Source organism: Myxococcus sp. CA039A (genome assembly GCF_013336645.1).
In the GTDB taxonomy this organism is placed as follows: Bacteria; Myxococcota; Myxococcia; order Myxococcales; family Myxococcaceae; genus Myxococcus; species Myxococcus llanfairpwllgwyngyllgogerychwyrndrobwllllantysiliogogogochensis.
The window spans coordinates 1-18,798 of record NZ_JABUMQ010000226.1 but is presented as its reverse complement, the minus strand read 5'-3'; the positions used below and the strand labels follow the sequence as shown (position 1 = coordinate 18,798).

Genomic DNA, 18,798 nt, shown 5'->3' with positions numbered 1-18,798 from the left:
GCCCCCACTTCGTGGCCCCTCCGCTCCAGATCAGCCTGCACATCGGCGCGGTGGCGGTCGGAATCGCGCAGGCGGCGCTCGACGACGTGGTCGCCCTGGCGAAGGCGGGGAAGAAGCGCCTGTATGCGCGCCACACCCTGCGCGAGTCACCCCAGTTCCAGCACCGGCTGGGGCGCGCCCAATCCGACCTGCGCGCGGCGCGCGCCCTGCTCCAGGAACTCTCGGGGCGCTTCTGGACCACCTGCGTCGAGGCGCCGGACTCCGCCTCCGGCTTCGCACCGGAGATTCTAAGCACCACCGCGTGGCTCGTGGACACCGCCGCCGAGGTGGTGAGCGCCTGCTATCGCGCCAGCGGCACCAGCCCCGTCCGGGACGGCTCCACCCTCCAGCGGCGCTTCCGCGACATCCATGTGCTCACCCAGCACGCCTCCGCCACGGATGGATGGTTCGCGCAGGCGGGCAGCACCTTGCTGGGGTTCGACTTCGCGTTGGAGTCCTGAGGCTCGGAGGCGGGCCCGTCCCGTCATGGCGGGGCGGGCCCACGGAGCAAGTGCTCAGGTCCCCGTGCTCTGGGGGGCCTCGTCCTCCCCGTAGGGCGGGATGCGGAAGCCCTCGGGCTGCTTGCCATCCACGTCCGTGAAGCCGTACTCGCGCGCCAGGTCGCCGGAGGTGAACAGCTTCCCGCTGCGCTCCATGATGCGCGGATCCCCGGCCAGCGCGGCCACGGCCCTGCCTCCGTACTCGGGCGACTCGGTGCCGCTCAGGTCGAAGGGACCCTTGGCGTGCTCGGCCATCACTCGCTCGGTGCGCATGAAGCCCGGTGCCAGGGCCACCGCCGCGACGTGGTGCTTCTTCAACTCCAGCCCCATGCCAAAGCTCATGCGGATGATCGCGGACTTGGCGACGTCGTAGTACAGGTTGCGCAGGTACTCGCCGTAGGCCCAGCCCACCGTGTTGACGATGAGGCCCGGAGGCGCGTCGGCCTTGCGCCCGATGAGCAGCGGCGCGGCGAACCGGCTCGACAGGAAGTGCGCGCGCAGGCCGGCGACATACATGCCCTGCCAGCGCTTCTCCGTGGGCTGCTCCCAGAACGGCAGGTCGAAGTCGGGGCCGTCATACTGCTCGTAACCTCCCCAGACGTTGTTGACGAGCAGGTCCAGCCGCCCGGACTCGCGCTTGACGCGCTCGAAGAACGCGGCCACGTCCTGCTCGTTCGTGTGGTCCACCCGCGCGGCGATTCCCTTCCCCCCTCGCTGCGTCACCTCCTCGGCGGCGTTCTCCACCGTGCCGGGGAGCCCCTCGGTGGTCTGACCGGCAGAGGCGCTTCGACCGGTGACATAGACAGTGGCGCCGGCTTCGGCGAGCACCAGGGCGATGGCGCGCCCCGCGCCGCGGCTGGCGCCGGTCACCACGGCGACACGGCCGGTCAGGGTCTTCAGGTGTTTCGCGATGGGCTGCTTGGCTCCTTGCATGAACGTCTCCGGATAGGTTGGGGCAGCGGGTGGACTTCGGGCTCTGTTCAGCGAACGTCAGGCAAGACGAGACCCACCGGGGAGGGCGAGCGAGCTGTCGGGGTTCGTCGTCTTCGTCAGGCGAGGATGCCGTGCAGCAGCATGTCCCGCCCGTAGTCGTGGCGGAGCGGATCTCCTCCGGCCAGGTGCAGCAGGGTGGCGAAGAGCGCGTCGATTTCGAGCGGGCGCCGTTGCCCCTCGGTCGCGCTGCCGCTGCGATAGTCGATGGAGACGCCGCGGAACCTCGCGTCCGTCTGGCCGACCGTCGCGCCCGCGCGGATGCCACGCCCCAGGAGAATCCAGCTGTTCTCGGGCCAGTGGTCCTTGCCCCGCACCATGTTCAGCTTGGGGAAGCGGCCCAGCTCGGAGGCGATCACGACGGTGGTCTGCTCCAGGAGCGTGCCGAACGCGTTGCGCTCGCGCTGGAGCAGGTCCAGGAAGCCGGCGATGTCGTCGAAGATGGGGCGCGTGCGCGCTGACTGGAGCGCCACGTTGTCGGTGTGCGTGTCCAACCAGACGCGGGGCGAGCGCACGGTGACGAAGCGCGCGTGATTGCCACGCACGGCATGGAAGGCGAGTTGGAGGCCGGGCCCCAGCGGACTTCCACGAAGCGCCGTGTGTCGGTCCGCGGTGGATAGCAGGCGCTGGAGGTGCTGGCCCTGTTGAAGCGTCTGCTCGTGCGCGGCGAGCTCCTCCGGTCTCCCGCCGAGCCACTGGCGGGCCTCCTCGTGCCGCAGGGCCTGCATCTCCTCGAACCAGGGAGGCGTGTCGAACAGGCCCCGCCGGGGCTCACCGGTGAGCAGCTCCACCGTCGCGGGGTCGATGCTCAGTCCTCCCGCGAGGGGAATGGCGCGGCCCTCCGGGTTGCCGGGCAGCGGCAGCGCGTCCAGGGGGCGCGGTGGCCGCGGGAATCCGGTCTGGATGTGGAGGTGCGGGATGGGGGCGCTGCCCGGCAACAGGCCTCCGAGCACGTCGCCGAAGGGCGGGGTGCTGGCGCCATGTCGCTGGTGGCCCGCGCGCAGGATGGCCTCGCCCGTCTCGTGCGCGACGGTGTCGTAGCGGACGCCATGGACCAGGCACAGCGCGTCGTCGTGGCGCAGCAGCCCGCCGATGAGCGGCCCGAACAGGCGGCGCGTGCCCTGGAGGCGCTCGGCCGCCCGGTATCCGGTGTCGACCTCTCCGGCCGTGGCGGGGTCCTTCGCGTCCACGGTCATCACGCTGTCGAAGCCACCGTCGAGGGTGATGCGGACGAAGTAGTGGGGCCGCGCGGTGGACGGCGGCGGGAGGGCGACGGGTGGCGTGGAGGTCGACTTCACGTCGGGCGCGCCCGCGCGGTGGAGGCCACAGGCCGGGAGCAGGGCCAGTCCGCTGACGCCAGCCAGGGCCTGGAGGACTTCGCGTCGTGAGGAGCGGGCCATGGTCGTCATCTCGCTGTCGTGGGGGCGGGGGCGAGTTCCAGCCGCAGCACCCGGATGCCGGCCAGATAGCTGGTGCACAGCGCCGCCGCCGCGTCGCGTGTCGCCGGCGCGATGCGCTGGAAGCGGCGGAAGCGTGCCTGTCCATCCTTCGTGTCCGCGGCGGTGGGCTCCTGCTGGTACACGAGCCGGAACAGGCGCTGTGTGATGGCCTCCGTCGCCTTCTCCGAGGCAGGTCCCTCCGCGACGTCCACCAAGGTCCGCTTTCCGGCGGGGCGCCCCAGGTCCGTGTCGATGACCCGGGTGCAGACGTCCATGGCGATGAGCGGATGGCGGGCGGAGGGCTCGAGCTCCAGCCGAGGAGCGACGAGGGCCTCGAGCGCGCCCGCGCTCATGTACGGATGCGCCACCTCGCGGACGATGAGCAGCCAGTCGTCCAGGGACAGTTGCATGGCCGTGCGCGGCGGGGCGGGGTGCTGTTGGGCCTCCAGCAGCGCGGCGATGGAGCTGGCGAGCTCCTGCCGGTATCCGGGCCCCAGCGGGACGGGTGAGTTCCCAGGTCCCTTCCACAGCCCCTCCGCGTCCTTCGCGGAGGGAGGCATGCGGCCGGTCTCGACGGCCTTGTGGATGTCCCGCCACGTCTCCAGGTCGCTCGGGCCAGGCACCTGACGCAGGTCAAGCGAGCTGTCCTCATCGTGACAGCCGGCGCAGTGGCGTTGAAGGAGGACCGCCACGTTGGGGGGCACCTCGGCGGCGTCACGCGCCGGCGCCGCCGCCAGGACGAGGAACAGCAGACCGAGGGAGGTCATTGCGCGAGCACCATCGGTTCCGTCTGCGGCTTGCTCCACAGGATGGCGCGGATGAGGACATCGACCCGCCGTCCGTTCTGCTCGAAGGTCCGGGTCAGCTCCTCCAGCAGCCGCCGCTCCTCGGCCGTCTTCCGGGGCGGTCGACCCACGAGGAAGGTGAACATGCGGGAGGTGGCGCAGCGGGGGAACTCGGGCTGCTGGGTGAGGAGCCGGGCCAGCGCGGCGGTGCCCTTGCCCTTGCCCCGGAAGTCCTCGGCGCCGTGGACGTACAGCGCCCCCTCCACCTGTCTGCCGGTGGGGATGGAGCCGAAGATGGGCGGACGCAAGCCCACCAGGAAGCCCGAGCCCGAGTCCATGGGCGCGTGGCATCCGCTGCACGCGCCCTGGTTGCGCATGGGGGACTCGTACACCTCGAAGCGCACGCCCTCGTGCTGCCCGCCGGTGACGGTGAGGAGCGTCTCGCTGTCCACGGTGTTCGCCGGGAAGTCCACGCAGAGGAACTGCGACAACATCAACTGCATCGTCGCGCGGGACGTCCCCACGAACGCGGCCATGACGGGCGTGTTCAGGAACAGGCCACTGCCCTGGTATTCGCCCTTGCGCTCGACGAACTGGCCCGGGGCCTCCAGGTCCACCGTGGCCAGCATCCGCACCAGCTCCTGCTCCCGTGCGGGGGAGAAGGGCTTCTGGGACACCTTCGCCAGCATCTCCCGCCGCAGGTACAGGAAGCGCGTCAGGCCGGACTGCCAGGTGGAGGAGGTCGTCATCAACTCGTCGAAGGGGCGCCCCTTCGACATGAGCTCAGCGCCGGTTTCGGTCACCTCGCTCATCATCGCCTCCACGAAGCGCTGGTCCATGCGCGGCGCCTCCTCGTCCGGAGGGAGGCAACCCAACAGCAGGGGACCGCAACCGCAGCCCGGCCTGGGCGGCGTGGGGATGGTGGGCTCGGGTTGTCCACCGCAGTAGCCGACCGCGTCGAAGGCGTTCTCCGGGCGGTAGCTGTCCTGACAGATGGAGATGCGTTGTCCGCGCCCCCACCAGGCTGGCGCCGATTTGCGTTCGGCGGGCGCACAGGGCGCGGTCCCCTCCGGACGCGAGGCGCCCACGGTGTGGGGCAGGTAGTAGACCCACTGCCCGTCTTCACGGAAGCGTGACAGCGTCCCGACGAAGAAGTTCGTCGCCGCCGGAGTGAACGCCAACGCGCTCGACAGCTTCCGGTAGAAGTCCCGCGTCAACCAGCGGTCCAGGACCTCCTCGTAGATGCGGGACGGAGTCTCTCCGCGCGCGAGTCGCTCCTCCAGGTCGCGCCGCTCCTGTGGCTCCAGCCGCTTCAGCCGAAGGCGAAGGGAGAGCACCTGCACCAGCTCCACCACGGGCGTGGACGCGGCGTCGTCCGACGCCTGCGCTGGCGAGAGCGTCAGCGTCAGCGTCAGGAAGGCTGCTCCCAACGTCATCCTGTTCGAACGCGTGGTGAGAGGCATTGCTCGAAAACCTACTCGGGTCTTTCCTGTAAATCCAGGCGTTAATGTCAATCATTTCCTGGGGGCTGCGCGGCGGTCGGCAATGATTGCCGTGCCGTGGAACCGACCGGGTGGGCGGAAATATGGAGGGCGTGGCTGACGTAGGTGGCATTGCCCCAGTTCTCCACGTCCAGGGAGGGTGCGGGAATCATGTACGGGGGTCTTCGCGTTGGCGTGAAGCCTGACAGCGAAGGCAGGCCGTCGGTGCGGTCCATGACGCGAATGGTGAGGGGTTGGGCCGCCGGGAAGGTGGCCTGCAGGAGATTGCCCTCGGGGAGCAGGGTTTCGAGCCACAGGGTCCATGCCGCGTCGCCCGCGAGGGCGGGACTGGCGGGGCCAGGAGCGCCATCCACGGCATAGGCGAGCACGGGCGCGCCATGGAGTGACACCAACGCGCTGCGCGCTCCCCGGGGGGAGGTGATTCGCAGGCGCAGCGTCCTCCGGTCCGCCGTGACGGTGTCCTCGGTCACCTCCACGAGGGGCGCTGGCGCGTCGAGCACCGGAGCGGGCGCGAACCGGAAGTCCTGGCCCCAGCGCGGCATGAAGGCGGGGAGCTGCCCTTCTCGCGTCGCGTCCTGGGGGAAGAACTGCCGCGTCCAGTCGTCCAACTGCTCGTCGCTGCTGAACCAGAGGGCCTGCCCGCTGTCCGCGTCCCACGCATAGACGACGTTGTTCGCCCGGGGGCGCTCGGGGGTGGGCGCCCGTGGAAGGCTCGCCAGGACCACGAGTCCAAGCCCCGTGGCGAGGGTGGCCACCGGCAGCGGCCAGGCCCGGAGCGCCGTCAGCGCGTGCAGGAGTGGGACGAGCAGTCCGCAGAGGAGGGCGGCGAGCAGTGCCGTCACGACGGCGAGCCGCGGCGTGAGCCCCACGAAGGTGAGGACGAGGAGGGGCGCCACGATGAGCAGCGGCGGGATGGCGCACAACGTCAACGCGGACGGCCATCGCCAGCTCGCGGAGCCGGGAGCGGAGGGGAGCAGCGCCAGCCCGAGCGCCGTGCTCGCCAGGGGCCAGGTGAACAGGAAGCTGAGTCCGGGCGCGAGGAACGCGGTCAGCACCGCGAGCAGCGCCCAGGGCCCGCAGGCCGCCAGGGTGAGGGCCCGCACGCCGACGCGGGGGCCCGTCCTCACGACGAACAGCGCGGCCACGGCGGCCGTCACCGCGAGCAGGCCCCCGAGGTAGAGTCCGCTGCCGTAGGTGTCGCCGGCGCGGCGGGACTCGGGATGGGTCGCGCCAGCCAGGAGGCTGATGGCGAGCGCGATGGCGAGGACACCCCCGCAGACGAGCAGGAAGGTGCCCAGTCCGCGCGCGAGCTGCCTCGCCGACAGCGTCTTCTCCTGGAGTCCTCGCGCGACGAGGGCCGCCCAGAAGAGCGTCGCGCCCAGGGCGAAGAAGGGACTCCACCCTTCCGGGTACGTGATGAGTCCCAGCCCCGCGACGTTGAAGAAGACCAGGCTGGAGGTCCCCTGGGGCGACAGTGTGCCGTCCGTCAGCCGCCGGGTGAGTCGCAGCGCGTACTCCCCCTGATGCTGCAAGGTGCGCGCGTCCACGTTCTCCGGACGGTCCAGCGCTCCGTGGTAGGCCGTGAGGCCGTCGATGTACGCGAAGTTGAGGCCGGGGATGCCGGCGGCCTTGGACAGGGTGAACTCGGTCATGTTCGGCAGGTACCGGTAGGCCGTGTCGAACAGCGAGCTCGCGAGCGCCGTGGGCACCGTCGAACCGAGCGCGTCGACGAGCCAGCCGCTGTCCGGCCCCGTCTCGAACATCAGGACCGGGCCATGACTGCCACGGGCCTCGAAGTTGAGCACCGTGGCCACGGCGTGGCGCCGGGGATGCTGGGCGAAGAAGGCCTGCGCGCCGAGCAACCCGACCTCCTCCGCGTCGGTGAACAGGAAGAAGACATCGTGGCCGGGCTTCTGGGGGGACGCGGTCAGCGCGCGCGCCGTCTCCAGGAGGGTGGCCACCGCGGCGGTGTTGTCGTTGGCGCCCGGGCCCGCCGGCACGGAGTCGTAGTGCGCCATCAGCAGGAGGGCCCGCTCGCTGGAGCGTCCTGGCACACGGGCGAGCACGTTCTGGACGACGGCCGCGGACCGGTAGGTCACCCCGAAGGGGGTGGGAAACTCCGCCACGCTCGGGGCCCGCTGGACTTCGGGTGAAAGGCCCAGCCCCTCCAGCTCGGCGAGCAGGTACTCGCGCACACGCGCATGCTCCGCCGAGCCCACCGGATGGGGTTCGCGAGCGATGCGCTGGACGTGGGCGAACGCCCGCTCCACGGAGAAGTCCTCGGCCGACGCGGAGGCGGGAACAGGCGCGGGCGGTTGGTAGGGCGCCAGGGCCGCCCAACTGCCGCCGACCAGCAGGACCAACGCGAGCACGACGCCAGGCCCGCCGGGGATGACGGAGGGCTCCGGGGAGCGTTTCGCGATAGGGCGGGAAGGCGGGGGCATGGGACGGGCCGTGGGCTCAGCGCTTCCTCGCGAGGGTCAGCCCATCCGCGAAGGGAAGCATGCTCAGGTCCACGCGCTCGTCGTGCAGGAGCTTCGCGTTGATGCGACGCAGCGAGTCCGTCTCCGGGTCCGAGACGGCGGGGTCGGCGACCTTGCCGGACCAGAGCGTGTTGTCGAGCACCACCAGTCCGCCCGGGCGCAGCAGCCGGAGCGCGAATTCGTAGTAGTGCTCGTAGCTCTCCTTGTCCGCGTCGATGAACGCCAGGTCGAACGTCCCCCGCTCGGGGCTGGACACCAGCGCCTCCAGGGTGTGGTGGGCATCCCCGAGACGCACGTCGATGCGCTCCTCCACGCCCGCGAGCTTCCAGTAGCGTCGAGCCACGGAGATCCACTCCTCGCTCAGGTCGCACGCGACGACCCGGCCGTCCGCGGGGAGCGCGAGCGCGGTGCACAGGGTGCTGTAGCCGGTGAAGACGCCCACCTCCAGCGTCTTGCGCGCGCCCAGCAGTCGCGTCAGCAGGTGGAGCAACTGCCCCTGCTCGGGCGGGACCTGCATCGTGCGCAGCGGCAGGCGCGACGTCTCCTCGCGCAGGTCGCGCAGGATGGGGTTGTCGCGCAGGGAGTTGTCACGGACGTACTGGAGGACAGGCTGGGTCAGTTCGACGTGGTGGATCATTCTGGGACTCGTCTCTTGCGGTGAGAGGGATGGGGCGTGGCCGCTCAGGTTCCGGCGACCTGTCGCGAGCGGGCGGTGCGCAGCGCTTCGGGGGGTGGGAGGAAGCCGACGTCGACCAGGTACTGGATGCAGCGGTGCGCCAGGGCCTCGGTCATGGGGGGGCAGCGGATGCCGCTTCCCGCCAGCACCTCCAGCGCGTTGGCGCACTCCATCTCGGGCTGGAGTTCACCGATGACGGATGGGTCGAGCGCCGGCGTGGGTTCCGCCTCCGCGTCGCGGATGAGCGGCACCAGTGGATAGAGCGGGTGGGATGTGTCGACCTCCAGGGCCCGTCGTCGCGCCTCGTCGAAGGGGACGATGTCGAATTCGTACCCGTACGAGCGGATCCACTCGCAGAACTGGTGCAGGGAGACGGGCGCCGGGTTGAACAGGTGGAAGAAGCGCCCGAACGCCTCCCGCTTCAGGGAGATGTGGACGATGGCCTTCGCGGCGTAGTCCACGGGGATGGTGTCGAAGATGCGCGGGTACTCCGGGAGGATGCCCATGGGGACGTAGCCCCGGAACGCGACCAGCAGGTAGTCGTTGGTCTGCGTCGCGCCTGTCTCCTCGTGACTCAGGATGAGGCCGGGCCGGTAGATGCCGACGGGGATGCCGCGCTGCCGGGCGATGTCGACGACCTTCTCCGCGACCCACTTGCTCCCGGTGTAGCCGCCGGGCACCTCCACCGGGCTGTGCAGCGGCGAGTCGTCCTCCAGGAACGGCCGCGGCATGTGAGTGGCCAGCAGCACGTCGATGGTGGAGACGTAGTGCACGGCCTTGAGCCTTCGCAGGCAGGCCAACCGCAGCACCTCCTGGGTGCCCTGCACGTTCGGTCCTCGCAGCGCGGAGTAGGGGTAGACGAAGTTGACCAACGCGCCGTTGTGGTAGATGGCGTCGAGCTTCCCGGCCATCGCGTCCCACTCCGCCTCGTCCAGGCCGAGGCGGGGCTTGGCCAGGTCTCCGACGAGTGGACGGATGCGCGCCGCGTGGGCTTCGTCCCAGACGAGGTACTGCTCCATCGTCGTCCGGACGCGCTTCATCGCCTGGGCGGGCGTGTCCGCGCGGACCAGGCAGTAGACCGTGGCGCGGGTGCACTTCAGGAGCTGCTCCAACAGGAACGCACCGAGGTAGCCCGTGGCGCCCGTGAGCAGGACGGCGGACGGGTCGAGGAAGTCCGCCTCGGGTAGACCTTCAGGCGAGATGTCGGCGGGCAGGGTGGCGTCCGTGTCCAGCCGCGTGGCGTGCTGATTCATCAGCACCGCCTCGAGGCCCTCGCGTTGGAAGGTCTCCACCACGTTCGCGACGCCCGCCACGGTGGGCACCTTGAAGAACTGGTGGACGGGGATGGCGATTTCGAAGCGGTTGAGCAGCCGCGACGCAAGCTTCGCCAGCATGAGCGATGTGCCGCCGACGCCGAAGAAGTCGTCGTGGATGCCCACGCTCGTCGTGCCGAGCACATTCCCAAAGGCCGCGGCGATCTCCTCCTCCAGCGGCGAGCGGGGCATGGCGGAGTCCGCCAGCGGCTCCGCTCGTTCGACCTGGGGAGCGGGCAGGGCCTGCCGGTTCACCTTGCCGTTGGCCGTTCGGGGCAGCTCACTGACGATGACGAACAGGGTGGGCACCATGTACGTCGGCAGGTGTCCCTCCAGGTACGTCGACAGCGCGCGCGCCTGGGGCGCGGCGTTCTCCGCGGGCACGATGTAGGCGACGAGCCGCTTCATGTCCGGGCCACTGGCGTGGGCCACGACCACGACTTCGCGCACGTCGGGGTGCTGGCCAAGCGCGGCTTCGACCTCGCCCAGCTCCACGCGGTAGCCGCTGACCTTGACCTGGTCGTCCACGCGACCGAGGAACATGATGGCGCCGTCCGCCCGGTAGCGGCCCAGGTCGCCCGTCCGGTACAGCCGCGCGCCAGTCTCGCTGGAGAAGGGGTCCGGCACGAACCGCTCCGCCGTCAGGCCGGGCCTCCCGTGGTAGCCGCGGGCCAGTCCCGCGCCGCCGATGCAGATCTCCCCGGGCACGCCCACCGGCACCGGTTGGAGGTGCGCGTCGACGACGTAGGTCCGCGTGTTGCCGATGGGCCGACCGATGGGGGCCGCCTCGGGCTCATCCACGCGCGGGCACGTCCAGCTCGTGGCGTCGATGGTCGTCTCGGTGGGGCCATACAGGTTCGCCACCGTGGCTGACACGCGCGAGAAGATGCTGCGCTGGAGCGAGCCGGTGAGGGCCTCGGCCCCGCTCAGCACGTAGCGCAGGCGGGTGCACCGGCCGATATCCGGCTCCTCCATCAACACCGAGTTGAGGGACGGCACCGCGCCGTAGACGGTGATGCCCTGGGAGCGCATCAGCTCCACCAGCGACCGGCTGTCGGTGGCCTGCCCCGCGGCGGTGACGACGGTGCGCGCGCCCACGAGCAGCGGCCAGAACGTCGCCCAGACGGAGGGGTCGAAGCTGAACGAGTGGTTCTGCAGGACGCGGTCCTCTGGGTTCAGCGGCCACGTCGCCTGTCGCCAGGTGAGGTTGTTGACGATGCCCCGGTGCGTGAGCATCACCGCCTTGGGCGTCCCCGTGGAGCCGGAGGTGTAGATGAGGTACGCGAGGTGCGCGGGCGTCGTCGTCCGGGGCGGGGCCGAGCGCGGGTTCGCCGCGATGGCGGGCCAGTCCTCGTCCACGAGGAGCCGCTTCGCCGGGGAGGTTCCCAGCCGCGCCGTGAGCGACCGCTGGGTGATGAGCACCCGCGCGCCGCTGTCCGTGAGCAGGTGCGTGAGCCGCTCCGTGGGGTACTCCGGATCCAGCGGAACGTAGGCGCCTCCGGCCTTGAGGACCGCGAGCATGGCGACGACCATCTCCACCGAGCGCTCCAGGCACAGCGCCACGCGGTCCTCGCGCTCCAGCCCGAGCCCCCGCAGGTGATGCGCGAGCTGGTTGGCCTGCTCGTCGAGCATCGCGTAGGTGCGCTCCCCGCCAGGACCGGTGACGGCCCAGGCCCCCGGGGTCCGCGCCGCCTGCGCCTCCACCAGCTCGTGCAGGCACTTCTCCGAGGGAGCGGCGTGGGCCGTCTCGTTCCAGCCATGGAGGACCTGTCCCCACTCCTCGGCCGGCAGCAACCGCAGCGCGGAGAGGGTGCTGGTCGGAGTGGTCAGCGCTCCGTCGAGCAGCGTGCGCAGGTGGTCGAGCATCCTCCGCGCGGTGCTCGCGTCGAACAGGTCGGTGTTGTAGTCCACGCGCAGGTGGAGTCCCTCCTGGGTCGCGGTCGCGGCGAGCGTCAGGTCCACCGGGGTGGTCCCCACGCGCGGCACGTGTGGCGTGACTCTCAGGCCGGGGACCAGGTCGAGCGCCTCGCGCGCGTCACGGAACTGGAACAGGGTCTGGAAGAAGGGCGTGCGGCTGAGGTCTCTCGGTGGCTGGAGCGCCTCCACGAGGGTGGCGAACGGCACGCGCCCGAACTTGCGCGCCTCCCGGAGGGCGCGGCCGGTTCGTCGGAGCGCGTCCTCGAAGGAGGGGTCTCCGCCCAGGCCGACTCGCAAGACGAGGGGGCCGCGGCCGGGACCTGGTGGCTCGGACTCCGCGCTGCCAGGAGGCTCGTCGCGCACTCCCACCGTCACATCCACCTGGAGCGAGTAGCGGGCCAGCAGGGTCTGGAGGCCGGTCAAGAGCACCGTCCCCAGCTCCTCGTCCGTGCGCGTGGCGAGCGCGGACAACTGACCCAGGAGCTCCCGCGGCAGGCGCTGGTGGACGGACGCGGAGCGGTGGGTCTTCACGGCCGGACGCGGCCGGTCCGTGGGGAGCTGAAGCACGGGAACGTCCGCGAGCCGTCGACGCCAGTGCTCCACCGCCGCCGCTCCCTCTGGACTGGCGAGCCACGCGTGCTCGCGGGTGGCGTGCTCCGCGTGGGAGGGCACGGCGCCCTCACCGAGGGGCTCGCCTCGGTGGAGGGCGGCATACGTCGTGAGGAGCTCCTGGACGAAGGACTCCAGGGAGGAGGTCGCCACGACCAGCTCGTGGCCCGTCGCGAACAACACGTGGCTGTCGGCGGCGAGCCGCACGAGCCGCAGGTCCACCAGTGGCGCGGAGGCGACGTCGGCGCGCCGGGCGAGCATCTCCCGGGCGATGTCGGAGAGGCGCTCCGCGGCGTCCGCGTCGGTCACGTCCGTCACCCGCAGGGACAGCGCCGCGATGGGGTGGACGAGTCGCAGCGGCGTTCCCCCCACGTCCTTGAAGGTGCTGCGAAGCAGGTCGTGGCGGCGGCCGACCTCGGCGATGGCCTGCTGGAGCGGGGCCAGCTCCAGCGCGCCCCGCAGCTCGCGCGCCGTCAACACCTGGGCCGGCAGCGTGCCGTCCAACTGGAGCAGCATCCACAGTCGTCGCTGCGTGGGCGTCAGGTTGGCGGGGTCGGCCCCGCGTTCCCGGAGCCAGCGGGTGAGCGTGGCTCGCCGGTCCTCGAGGGGCCTTCGGACGGAGTCGTTCTGGGAGGGCATCACCTGCGAATCTCCTGGGAGAGGGCGTGGCTCAGCAGCGGATCGTTCAGCAGGGCTTCCACGTCGGCGTCGCTCAACCCGTCCAGCGGCGTGTCGGACGCGGGCTTCAGCACCGAGGGCGCTTGTCGGCGCCGCGTGTCGATGACGGTCGCGAGGTGGGCGATGGTGGCGTTGATGAAGAGGTCGCGCATGGGCACCCTCACGCCGAACTCCTGGTCGAGCAGTTGCACGAGCCGCCCGGCGAGCAGCGAGTTGCCGCCCAGCTCGAAGAAGTCGTCATCCACGCCCACCTGCTCGCGCTCGAGCAGTCGGGTCCAGACGGCGCCGACCTGGCGTTCGGTGTCGGTGCGGGGCGCGACGAGGAGCCGCTCGCTGGAGGCGGAGACGGCGTCCGGAGAGGGCAGGGCGCGACGGTCCACCTTGCCGTTGGGCGTCAGCGGGAGCGCGTCCAGCAGGGCGATGGTGGCGGGCACCATGTACTCGGGGAGGTGGGCGCGAGCGTGCTCCCGAAGGCGCCGGGCGAACTCCTCGGAAGGAGGGCGCGTGGCGGGAACGACGTGGGCGACGAGCCGCCGGCGGGCCTCGTCCGTCCCCCACAGGTGGACCGCCACAGCGCGCACGTCCGGGTGGCGTCGCAGGACGGTTTCCACCTCCTCCAGCTCGATGCGGAAGCCCCGGAGCTTCACCTGGTGGTCCGCGCGCCCCAGGTACACGAGGTCGCCGTCAGGCCGCGGGCGCACCAGGTCCCCGGTGCGATAGAGGCGCGCGCCCGGGCTCGCGGAGAAGGGGTCGGGCACGAAGCGTTCGGACGTGCGTCCGGGCAGCCCCCAGTAGCCACGGGCCACGCCCTCTCCGCCGATGAACAGCTCGCCGCTCACGCCGGGGGGCACCGGCATCAGGTCCTCATCCAGCACATAGGTGCTCGTGTTGCCCACGGGCCGGCCGAGCGTGACGCGCTCTCCGGGATGCAGCCGCTTGCGGCATGACCACACCGTCGTCTCGGTGGGGCCGTAGAGGTTCCACAGCGCGGCGCCGCGATACGTGAGGAGGTCGGCGAGGTCCTGGGGAAGCGCCTCGCCTCCGCAGAGCGCGGTGAAGCTGCTGGAGGGTCTCCAGCCGTTATCCGTCAAGAGCCGCCAGGTGGCGGGCGTGGCCTGCATCACCGTCACGTGGTGGGTGTCGAGCAGCGCCGCCAGCTCCCGGGCATCCGCCGCCTGTTCCCGGGTGACGAGCACCACGCGCGCACCCACGAGCAGCGGCAGGTAGAGCTCCAGCGCGGCGATGTCGAACGAGAACGTGGTCACCGCGGCGAGGACGTCCTCGCCTCGCAGCCCGGGCTCGCGCGCCATGGTGTGCAGGAAGTTGGCGAGCGCTCCGTGTGTCACCATCACCCCCTTGGGGTGACCGGTGGAGCCCGACGTGTAGAGGACATAGGCGAGGGTGTGCTCACCCGCCCTCGGGCCTGGAGGGGCGTCCCCTCCGGCCTCCGCGACCGCGTCCGGGGTCAGGACGTGGGGGATGTCCACGCCCAGCGACGCGAGCTGGGGCGTCGTCACGAGGGCTCGGGGTCGCGCGTCCTGGAGCATGGCGCGGATCCGCTCACGCGGGTACTGCGGGTCCACGGGGACGTACGCCCCGCTGACCTGGAGCACCGCGAGCAGGGCCACGATGAGGTCCGGCGAGCGCTCCAGATGGACGGCGACCCGGTCCTCGGTGCCCACGCCGCGCGCGCGCAAGGCCCCCGCGAGCTGGCCCACGCGGGTCATCAGCTCGCGGTAGGTGAGGCGGAGGGCGCCGCACTCCACGGCCACGCGCTCCGGCGTCCGCGCGGCCTGCGCGGCGACTGCCTCGTGGATGGGGACGAAGGCGTGGGGCTCCGCGTGGAAGGCCCGCGCGAGCTGCTCCCGCCGGTCGGCCTCGCTGTCCAAGGCGAGCCGCGAGAGGCGCGGACGGGTTTCATCCAGGAGCCCTTCGACTGCCCGCGTGAAGTGCTGGACGAGGTGGGCGATGGTGTCGGCCTCGAACAGGTCCGAGCCGTACTCGACGATGCCTTGGATGCGGTCTCCGTCGTCGATGAGGAAGAAGGACAGGTCGAAGCGGGAGGTGCCGGGGTCCACGGGCAGCCGCTCCAGCGCGTGCCCTCCCATCGAGAGGCGGGAGAGGGGCGCCTCCTGCATCGCGAACATCACCTGGAAGAGGGGGTTGTGGCTCAGCGTGCGCTGGGGCTGGAGCGCCTCGACGAGCAGCTCGAAGGGGAGCTGCTGGTGCGTGAGCGCCTCCAGGACGGTCTCCCGGATGCGCGCGCCGAGGGCGTCCACGCGCGGGTCCCCGGAGAGGTCCACGCGCACCACGAGCGTGTTGGCGAGGAACCCGATGAGGGGCTCCAACTCGGGCCGCTCCCGGTTCGCCACGGGTGTTCCGATGAGGAGGTCGTCCTGCCCCGTGTACCGCCGCAGCACGATGGCGAACGCCTGGAGCAGGAGCATGTACGGCGTGACGCCGCTTACACGGGTGTGGCGGCGGACGGCCGCGCCCAGCTCCGGGGAGAGAGTGAACTCCGTGGTGGCGCCGCGGAACGTCTGGACCGAGGGGCGCGGGTGGTCCACCGGCAACTCCATGACCTGGGGCGCGCCGGCCAGCTTCCGCTTCCAGTAGGTGCTCTGGGCCGCGTGCGCCTCGGTGCCGAGCCACTGCCGCTGCCAGGCCACGTAGTCGGCGTATTGGATGGGGAGGGCCGGAAGGGCCGGCTCCGTGCCCTTGAGGCAGGCGTCGTAGCTGTCCGCCAGCTCGCGCACGAGCAGCTCCACGGAGCTCCCATCCGCGACGAGGTGGTGCACCGTGACGAGCAAGGCGTGCTCCGCGGTGCCCAGGCGCAACAGGTTCACCCGCAGGAGGCTGTCCTCGGTGAACCGGAAGGGGCGCCGGGCCTCTCCCGCGAGCAGCCGCCGCGCCTCTTCATCTCGCTCGGCCGCGGGGATGTGCCCCAGGTCGGTGAAGGAGAGGGTGACCCTCGCATCGGGATGGATGACCTGCACCAGCTCGCCGTCCAGGTACGCGAGGCGGGTCCTCAGCGCCTCGTGGCGGGCCACCACGAGGTTGAGGGCGCGTTGCAGCGCGACGCGGTCGACAGCGCCAGCGACGCGGAAGGCCACGGGCAGGTGGTAGGCCACGCTCCATTGAGCGTCCAGCTCGTGGAGGAACCAGAGCCGCTGCTGGCTCGCGGACGCGGGGAAGACGAAGCAGCCCTGGAGGGCGGCGTCGGTCGGTGGGGGACGGGCGTTCGTATCCACGGTGGACATGGGGGTTCTCTCCTCGCGGGCACTAGCCGCCGCGATACGGCACCCGGGGTTGCACGGTGATGGTGGAGGGGCCGGAGGACGACGCCCGTGCCTGGGCGAGGTTCTCCGCGAGGGTCGCCACCGTCCGGTGCTCGAAGACGGTGCGGACGCTGGCCTGGATTTGCAGCGCCGAGGACAGCCGTGTGGCCACCCGGGTCGCCAGCAGGGAGTTGCCGCCCAGGTCGAAGAAGTTGTCGTGGACGCCCACGCGCTCTCGTTGGAGCAACTCCGCCCAGACCTGGGCGATGCGAGTCTCCAGCTCGTTGCGCGGGGCGATGTAGTCGGCGCCCGGATCTTCCGGTCGGGTGAGTGGGTCGGGCAGCGCCGCGCGGTCGACCTTGCCGTTGGGTGTCAGCGGCAGCTCCCGCAGCACCAGGAGGGTCGCCGGCACCATGAACTCCGGGAGCCGGGCGCGCAGGTGTTCTCGCAGATGGCGCGCGGACACCTCCAGCCCCGTGCTCTCGCGGACAGGCACCACGTAGGCGACCAGCTGTCGTCGCGCGCCCTCGCCCTTGACCACGACGATGGCGTCGCGCACCCCGGGCTCTTGTCGGAGCGCGGCTTCGATGTCGCCCAGCTCGATGCGGAAGCCACGCAGCTTCACCTGGTGGTCGACCCGGCCCAGGAACTCCAGCGTTCCATCCAGGAGCTGTCGTACGTGGTCTCCCGTCCGGTACATCCGCGCCCCCGGGAGTCCGGAGAACGGGTCCGGGAGGAAGCGCTCCGCGGTGAGCCAGGGCCGCTCGACGTAGCCACGCGCCACGCCCGCGCCGCCGATGAACAGCTCGCCCCGAACGCCCGCGGGCACGAACTGGAGGTGAGCGTCGAGCACGTAGACCTGGGTGTTGGCCACCGGCCCACCGATGCTCACCGGCTCGGAGGGTTCGGCGGGCAGCGTGGTGAACGTGGAGTACGTCGTGGTCTCCGACGGCCCATACAGGTTCACCACGCGGGTGGCCTTCGTCTCCTGGTAGAGCCGCCGCACGAGCTCCCGCGTGAGGGGCTCACCCGCGAGGTTGATGGTGCGCACCGTGTCGGGGATGCCACCCGAGGCGAGCAGCTCGGTGATGGCCGAGGGCACCGTGTTGAGGAGGGTGACGGTGGCCGAGGTCTGCTCCGGCAGGTGCAGCGCGCTGTCCGCCAGGATGACGCTGCCTCCGTGGCTGAGCGTCGCGAACAGCTCGAAGACGGAGAGGTCGAAGCAGATGGACGTGCCCGCCAGGACGCCCTGCCGCTCCTCGTCGCTGAACGCCTCGCCGGCCCAGTGGATGAAGTTCGCCGCGCTGCGGTGGGAGATGGCCACGCCCTTGGGCTGGCCGGTGGAGCCGGAGGTGTAGAGGATGTACGCCAGGTGGTCGGGGTGGACCTCCTCCGTGGGTGCCTCGGGGGCCAGCGTCCCCTCGTCGTGTGTTTCGTCCAGGAACACGCGGTGGGCCGTGCTCGCGGGCAGTCGCTCGTCCAAGGAGCGCTCCGTGAGCAGGACGTGGATGCGTGCGTCGCGGACGATGAAGTCCAGGCGTGGCTGCGGATATTGGGGGTCGAGCGGCACGTAGGCGCCCCCCGCCTCCAGCACTGCGAGCAGACCCACGACCAGGTCGAGCGTGCGGTGACTGAAGACGCCGACGCGGACCTCGGGCCCCACGCCGAGCCGGCGCAGCTTCGCCGCCAATCCCGAGGCCCGTGCGAGGAGCTCGCCGTAGGTCATCCGCCGCGCGCCGTGCACCAGCGCCACCGCGTCCGGGGTCCGCCGCGCCTGACGGGCCACGAGGGCGTGCAGACCGTCGCCCGCGGGATAGGACCGGTGGGAGGCGTTCCACGCGAGCAGGTGCTGCTCGCGCTGTGACGTGGGCAGCAGCGACAACCGTGCGATGGGCGTGTCCGCGTCGTCCAGGGCCGCTTCCAGCAGGTGCCCGTACTGCGCCGCGAGCCGCTCGATGAAGGCCGCGTCGAAGCGCGCCGGGTCGTACTCGAACGCGCAGGAGAGCCCCTCATCGGTCGGCGCGATGGCGAGCATGAGCTCGAAGGGGGACGCGGCGGGAGGCAGTGGCAGCAGCTCGACGCTCGTGCCGCCCATGCGCAGCCGGGCGGCGCCATCGCCCAGCGCGAAGGACGACAGCGCGGGATGGCTCGAGAGGGGACTGCGCTGATGGACGAAGAGGGTCTGGAAGATGGGCGTGCGGTCGGCGACGCGTTCCGGATGCAGTCGTTCGACCATGAGGGGGAAGGGGAACTCCTGATGCTCCAGGGCCCCTCGGACGAGGTCGCGGGTGCGCCGGACAAGGGCGGCGAACCCGGGCCCATCCGCCAGGTCCACGCGCAGCGGCAGGGTGTTGACGCAATAGCCCACCAGTCGCGCGGTGCCCGCGGGGCCTCGCGTGGCCACCGGGGTCCCCACGACGAGGTCGTCTTGTCCGCTCAGCCGGTGCAGCAGCGCCTGGAACGCCGCGAGCAGCGAGACGAAGGGCGTCACGTCGTGGCGCTGGGAGAAGTCGTCGACGCGCCGTTGCATCCGCTGCCCCAGCGCGAAGTGATGAACCGGAGCCGGGGGACGCGCGGAGGGGACGGGCG

At 71.3% G+C, this 18,798-nt stretch carries 10 protein-coding genes; 1 reads left to right on the top strand and 9 read right to left on the bottom strand.

Annotation, left to right across the window (positions count from 1 at the left end; genetic code table 11):
• The coding region (locus tag HR086_RS31325) for an acyl-CoA dehydrogenase family protein (RefSeq protein WP_256433681.1) at positions 1–500 on the top strand (500 nt) is incomplete at its 5' end.
• Between the two features lie 54 nt (positions 501–554).
• Here HR086_RS31325 and HR086_RS31320 read toward each other — a convergent pair.
• From HR086_RS31320 to HR086_RS31280, 9 genes are all read right to left on the bottom strand, one after another.
• Complete coding sequence (locus HR086_RS31320) at positions 555–1,472, bottom strand: SDR family NAD(P)-dependent oxidoreductase (RefSeq protein ID WP_174455634.1); 918 nt, start codon at positions 1,470–1,472, stop codon at positions 555–557.
• Between the two features lie 116 nt (positions 1,473–1,588).
• Positions 1,589–2,929 carry a DUF1501 domain-containing protein gene (locus HR086_RS31315; protein WP_174467470.1) on the bottom strand — a complete coding sequence of 447 codons (1,341 nt, stop codon included), beginning with the start codon at positions 2,927–2,929 and terminating at the stop codon, positions 1,589–1,591.
• A gap of 5 nt (positions 2,930–2,934) precedes the next feature.
• Positions 2,935–3,735, bottom strand: a complete 801-nt coding sequence (locus HR086_RS31310; RefSeq protein ID WP_174467469.1) for a hypothetical protein — start codon at positions 3,733–3,735, stop codon at positions 2,935–2,937.
• Positions 3,732–5,189, bottom strand: coding sequence for a DUF1585 domain-containing protein (locus HR086_RS31305; protein ID WP_174455631.1), 1,458 nt, complete (start codon positions 5,187–5,189; stop codon positions 3,732–3,734). Before HR086_RS31305 ends, HR086_RS31310 begins: the two co-directional genes overlap by 4 nt.
• Before the next feature lie 74 nt (positions 5,190–5,263).
• On the bottom strand, positions 5,264–7,627 hold the full coding sequence (locus HR086_RS31300) for a M20/M25/M40 family metallo-hydrolase (protein ID WP_174467468.1): 2,364 nt from the start codon (positions 7,625–7,627) through the stop codon (positions 5,264–5,266).
• A gap of 88 nt (positions 7,628–7,715) precedes the next feature.
• Positions 7,716–8,375 carry a class I SAM-dependent methyltransferase gene (locus tag HR086_RS31295; RefSeq protein WP_141645739.1) on the bottom strand — a complete coding sequence of 220 codons (660 nt, stop codon included), beginning with the start codon at positions 8,373–8,375 and terminating at the stop codon, positions 7,716–7,718.
• 44 nt (positions 8,376–8,419) lie between these two features.
• Positions 8,420–12,892: a non-ribosomal peptide synthetase gene (locus HR086_RS31290; protein WP_174455629.1), complete on the bottom strand. Its 4,473-nt coding sequence runs from the start codon at positions 12,890–12,892 to the stop codon at positions 8,420–8,422.
• Complete coding sequence (locus HR086_RS31285) at positions 12,892–16,191, bottom strand: non-ribosomal peptide synthetase (RefSeq protein ID WP_174467467.1); 3,300 nt, start codon at positions 16,189–16,191, stop codon at positions 12,892–12,894. Before HR086_RS31285 ends, HR086_RS31290 begins: the two co-directional genes overlap by 1 nt.
• A gap of 22 nt (positions 16,192–16,213) precedes the next feature.
• On the bottom strand, positions 16,214–18,798 hold a 2,585-nt coding region (locus tag HR086_RS31280; RefSeq protein WP_174467466.1), incomplete at its 5' end, for a non-ribosomal peptide synthetase.

Coding starts and splice junctions, on each gene's coding strand:
- HR086_RS31320 (WP_174455634.1), bottom strand. CDS start 1,472: ATGCAAGGAGCCAAGCAGCCCATCGCGAAACACCTGAAGACCCTGACC.
- HR086_RS31315 (WP_174467470.1), bottom strand. CDS start 2,929: ATGGCCCGCTCCTCACGACGCGAAGTCCTCCAGGCCCTGGCTGGCGTC.
- HR086_RS31310 (WP_174467469.1), bottom strand. CDS start 3,735: ATGACCTCCCTCGGTCTGCTGTTCCTCGTCCTGGCGGCGGCGCCGGCG.
- HR086_RS31305 (WP_174455631.1), bottom strand. CDS start 5,189: ATGACGTTGGGAGCAGCCTTCCTGACGCTGACGCTGACGCTCTCGCCA.
- HR086_RS31295 (WP_141645739.1), bottom strand. CDS start 8,375: ATGATCCACCACGTCGAACTGACCCAGCCTGTCCTCCAGTACGTCCGT.
- HR086_RS31290 (WP_174455629.1), bottom strand. CDS start 12,892: ATGCCCTCCCAGAACGACTCCGTCCGAAGGCCCCTCGAGGACCGGCGA.
- HR086_RS31285 (WP_174467467.1), bottom strand. CDS start 16,191: ATGTCCACCGTGGATACGAACGCCCGTCCCCCACCGACCGACGCCGCC.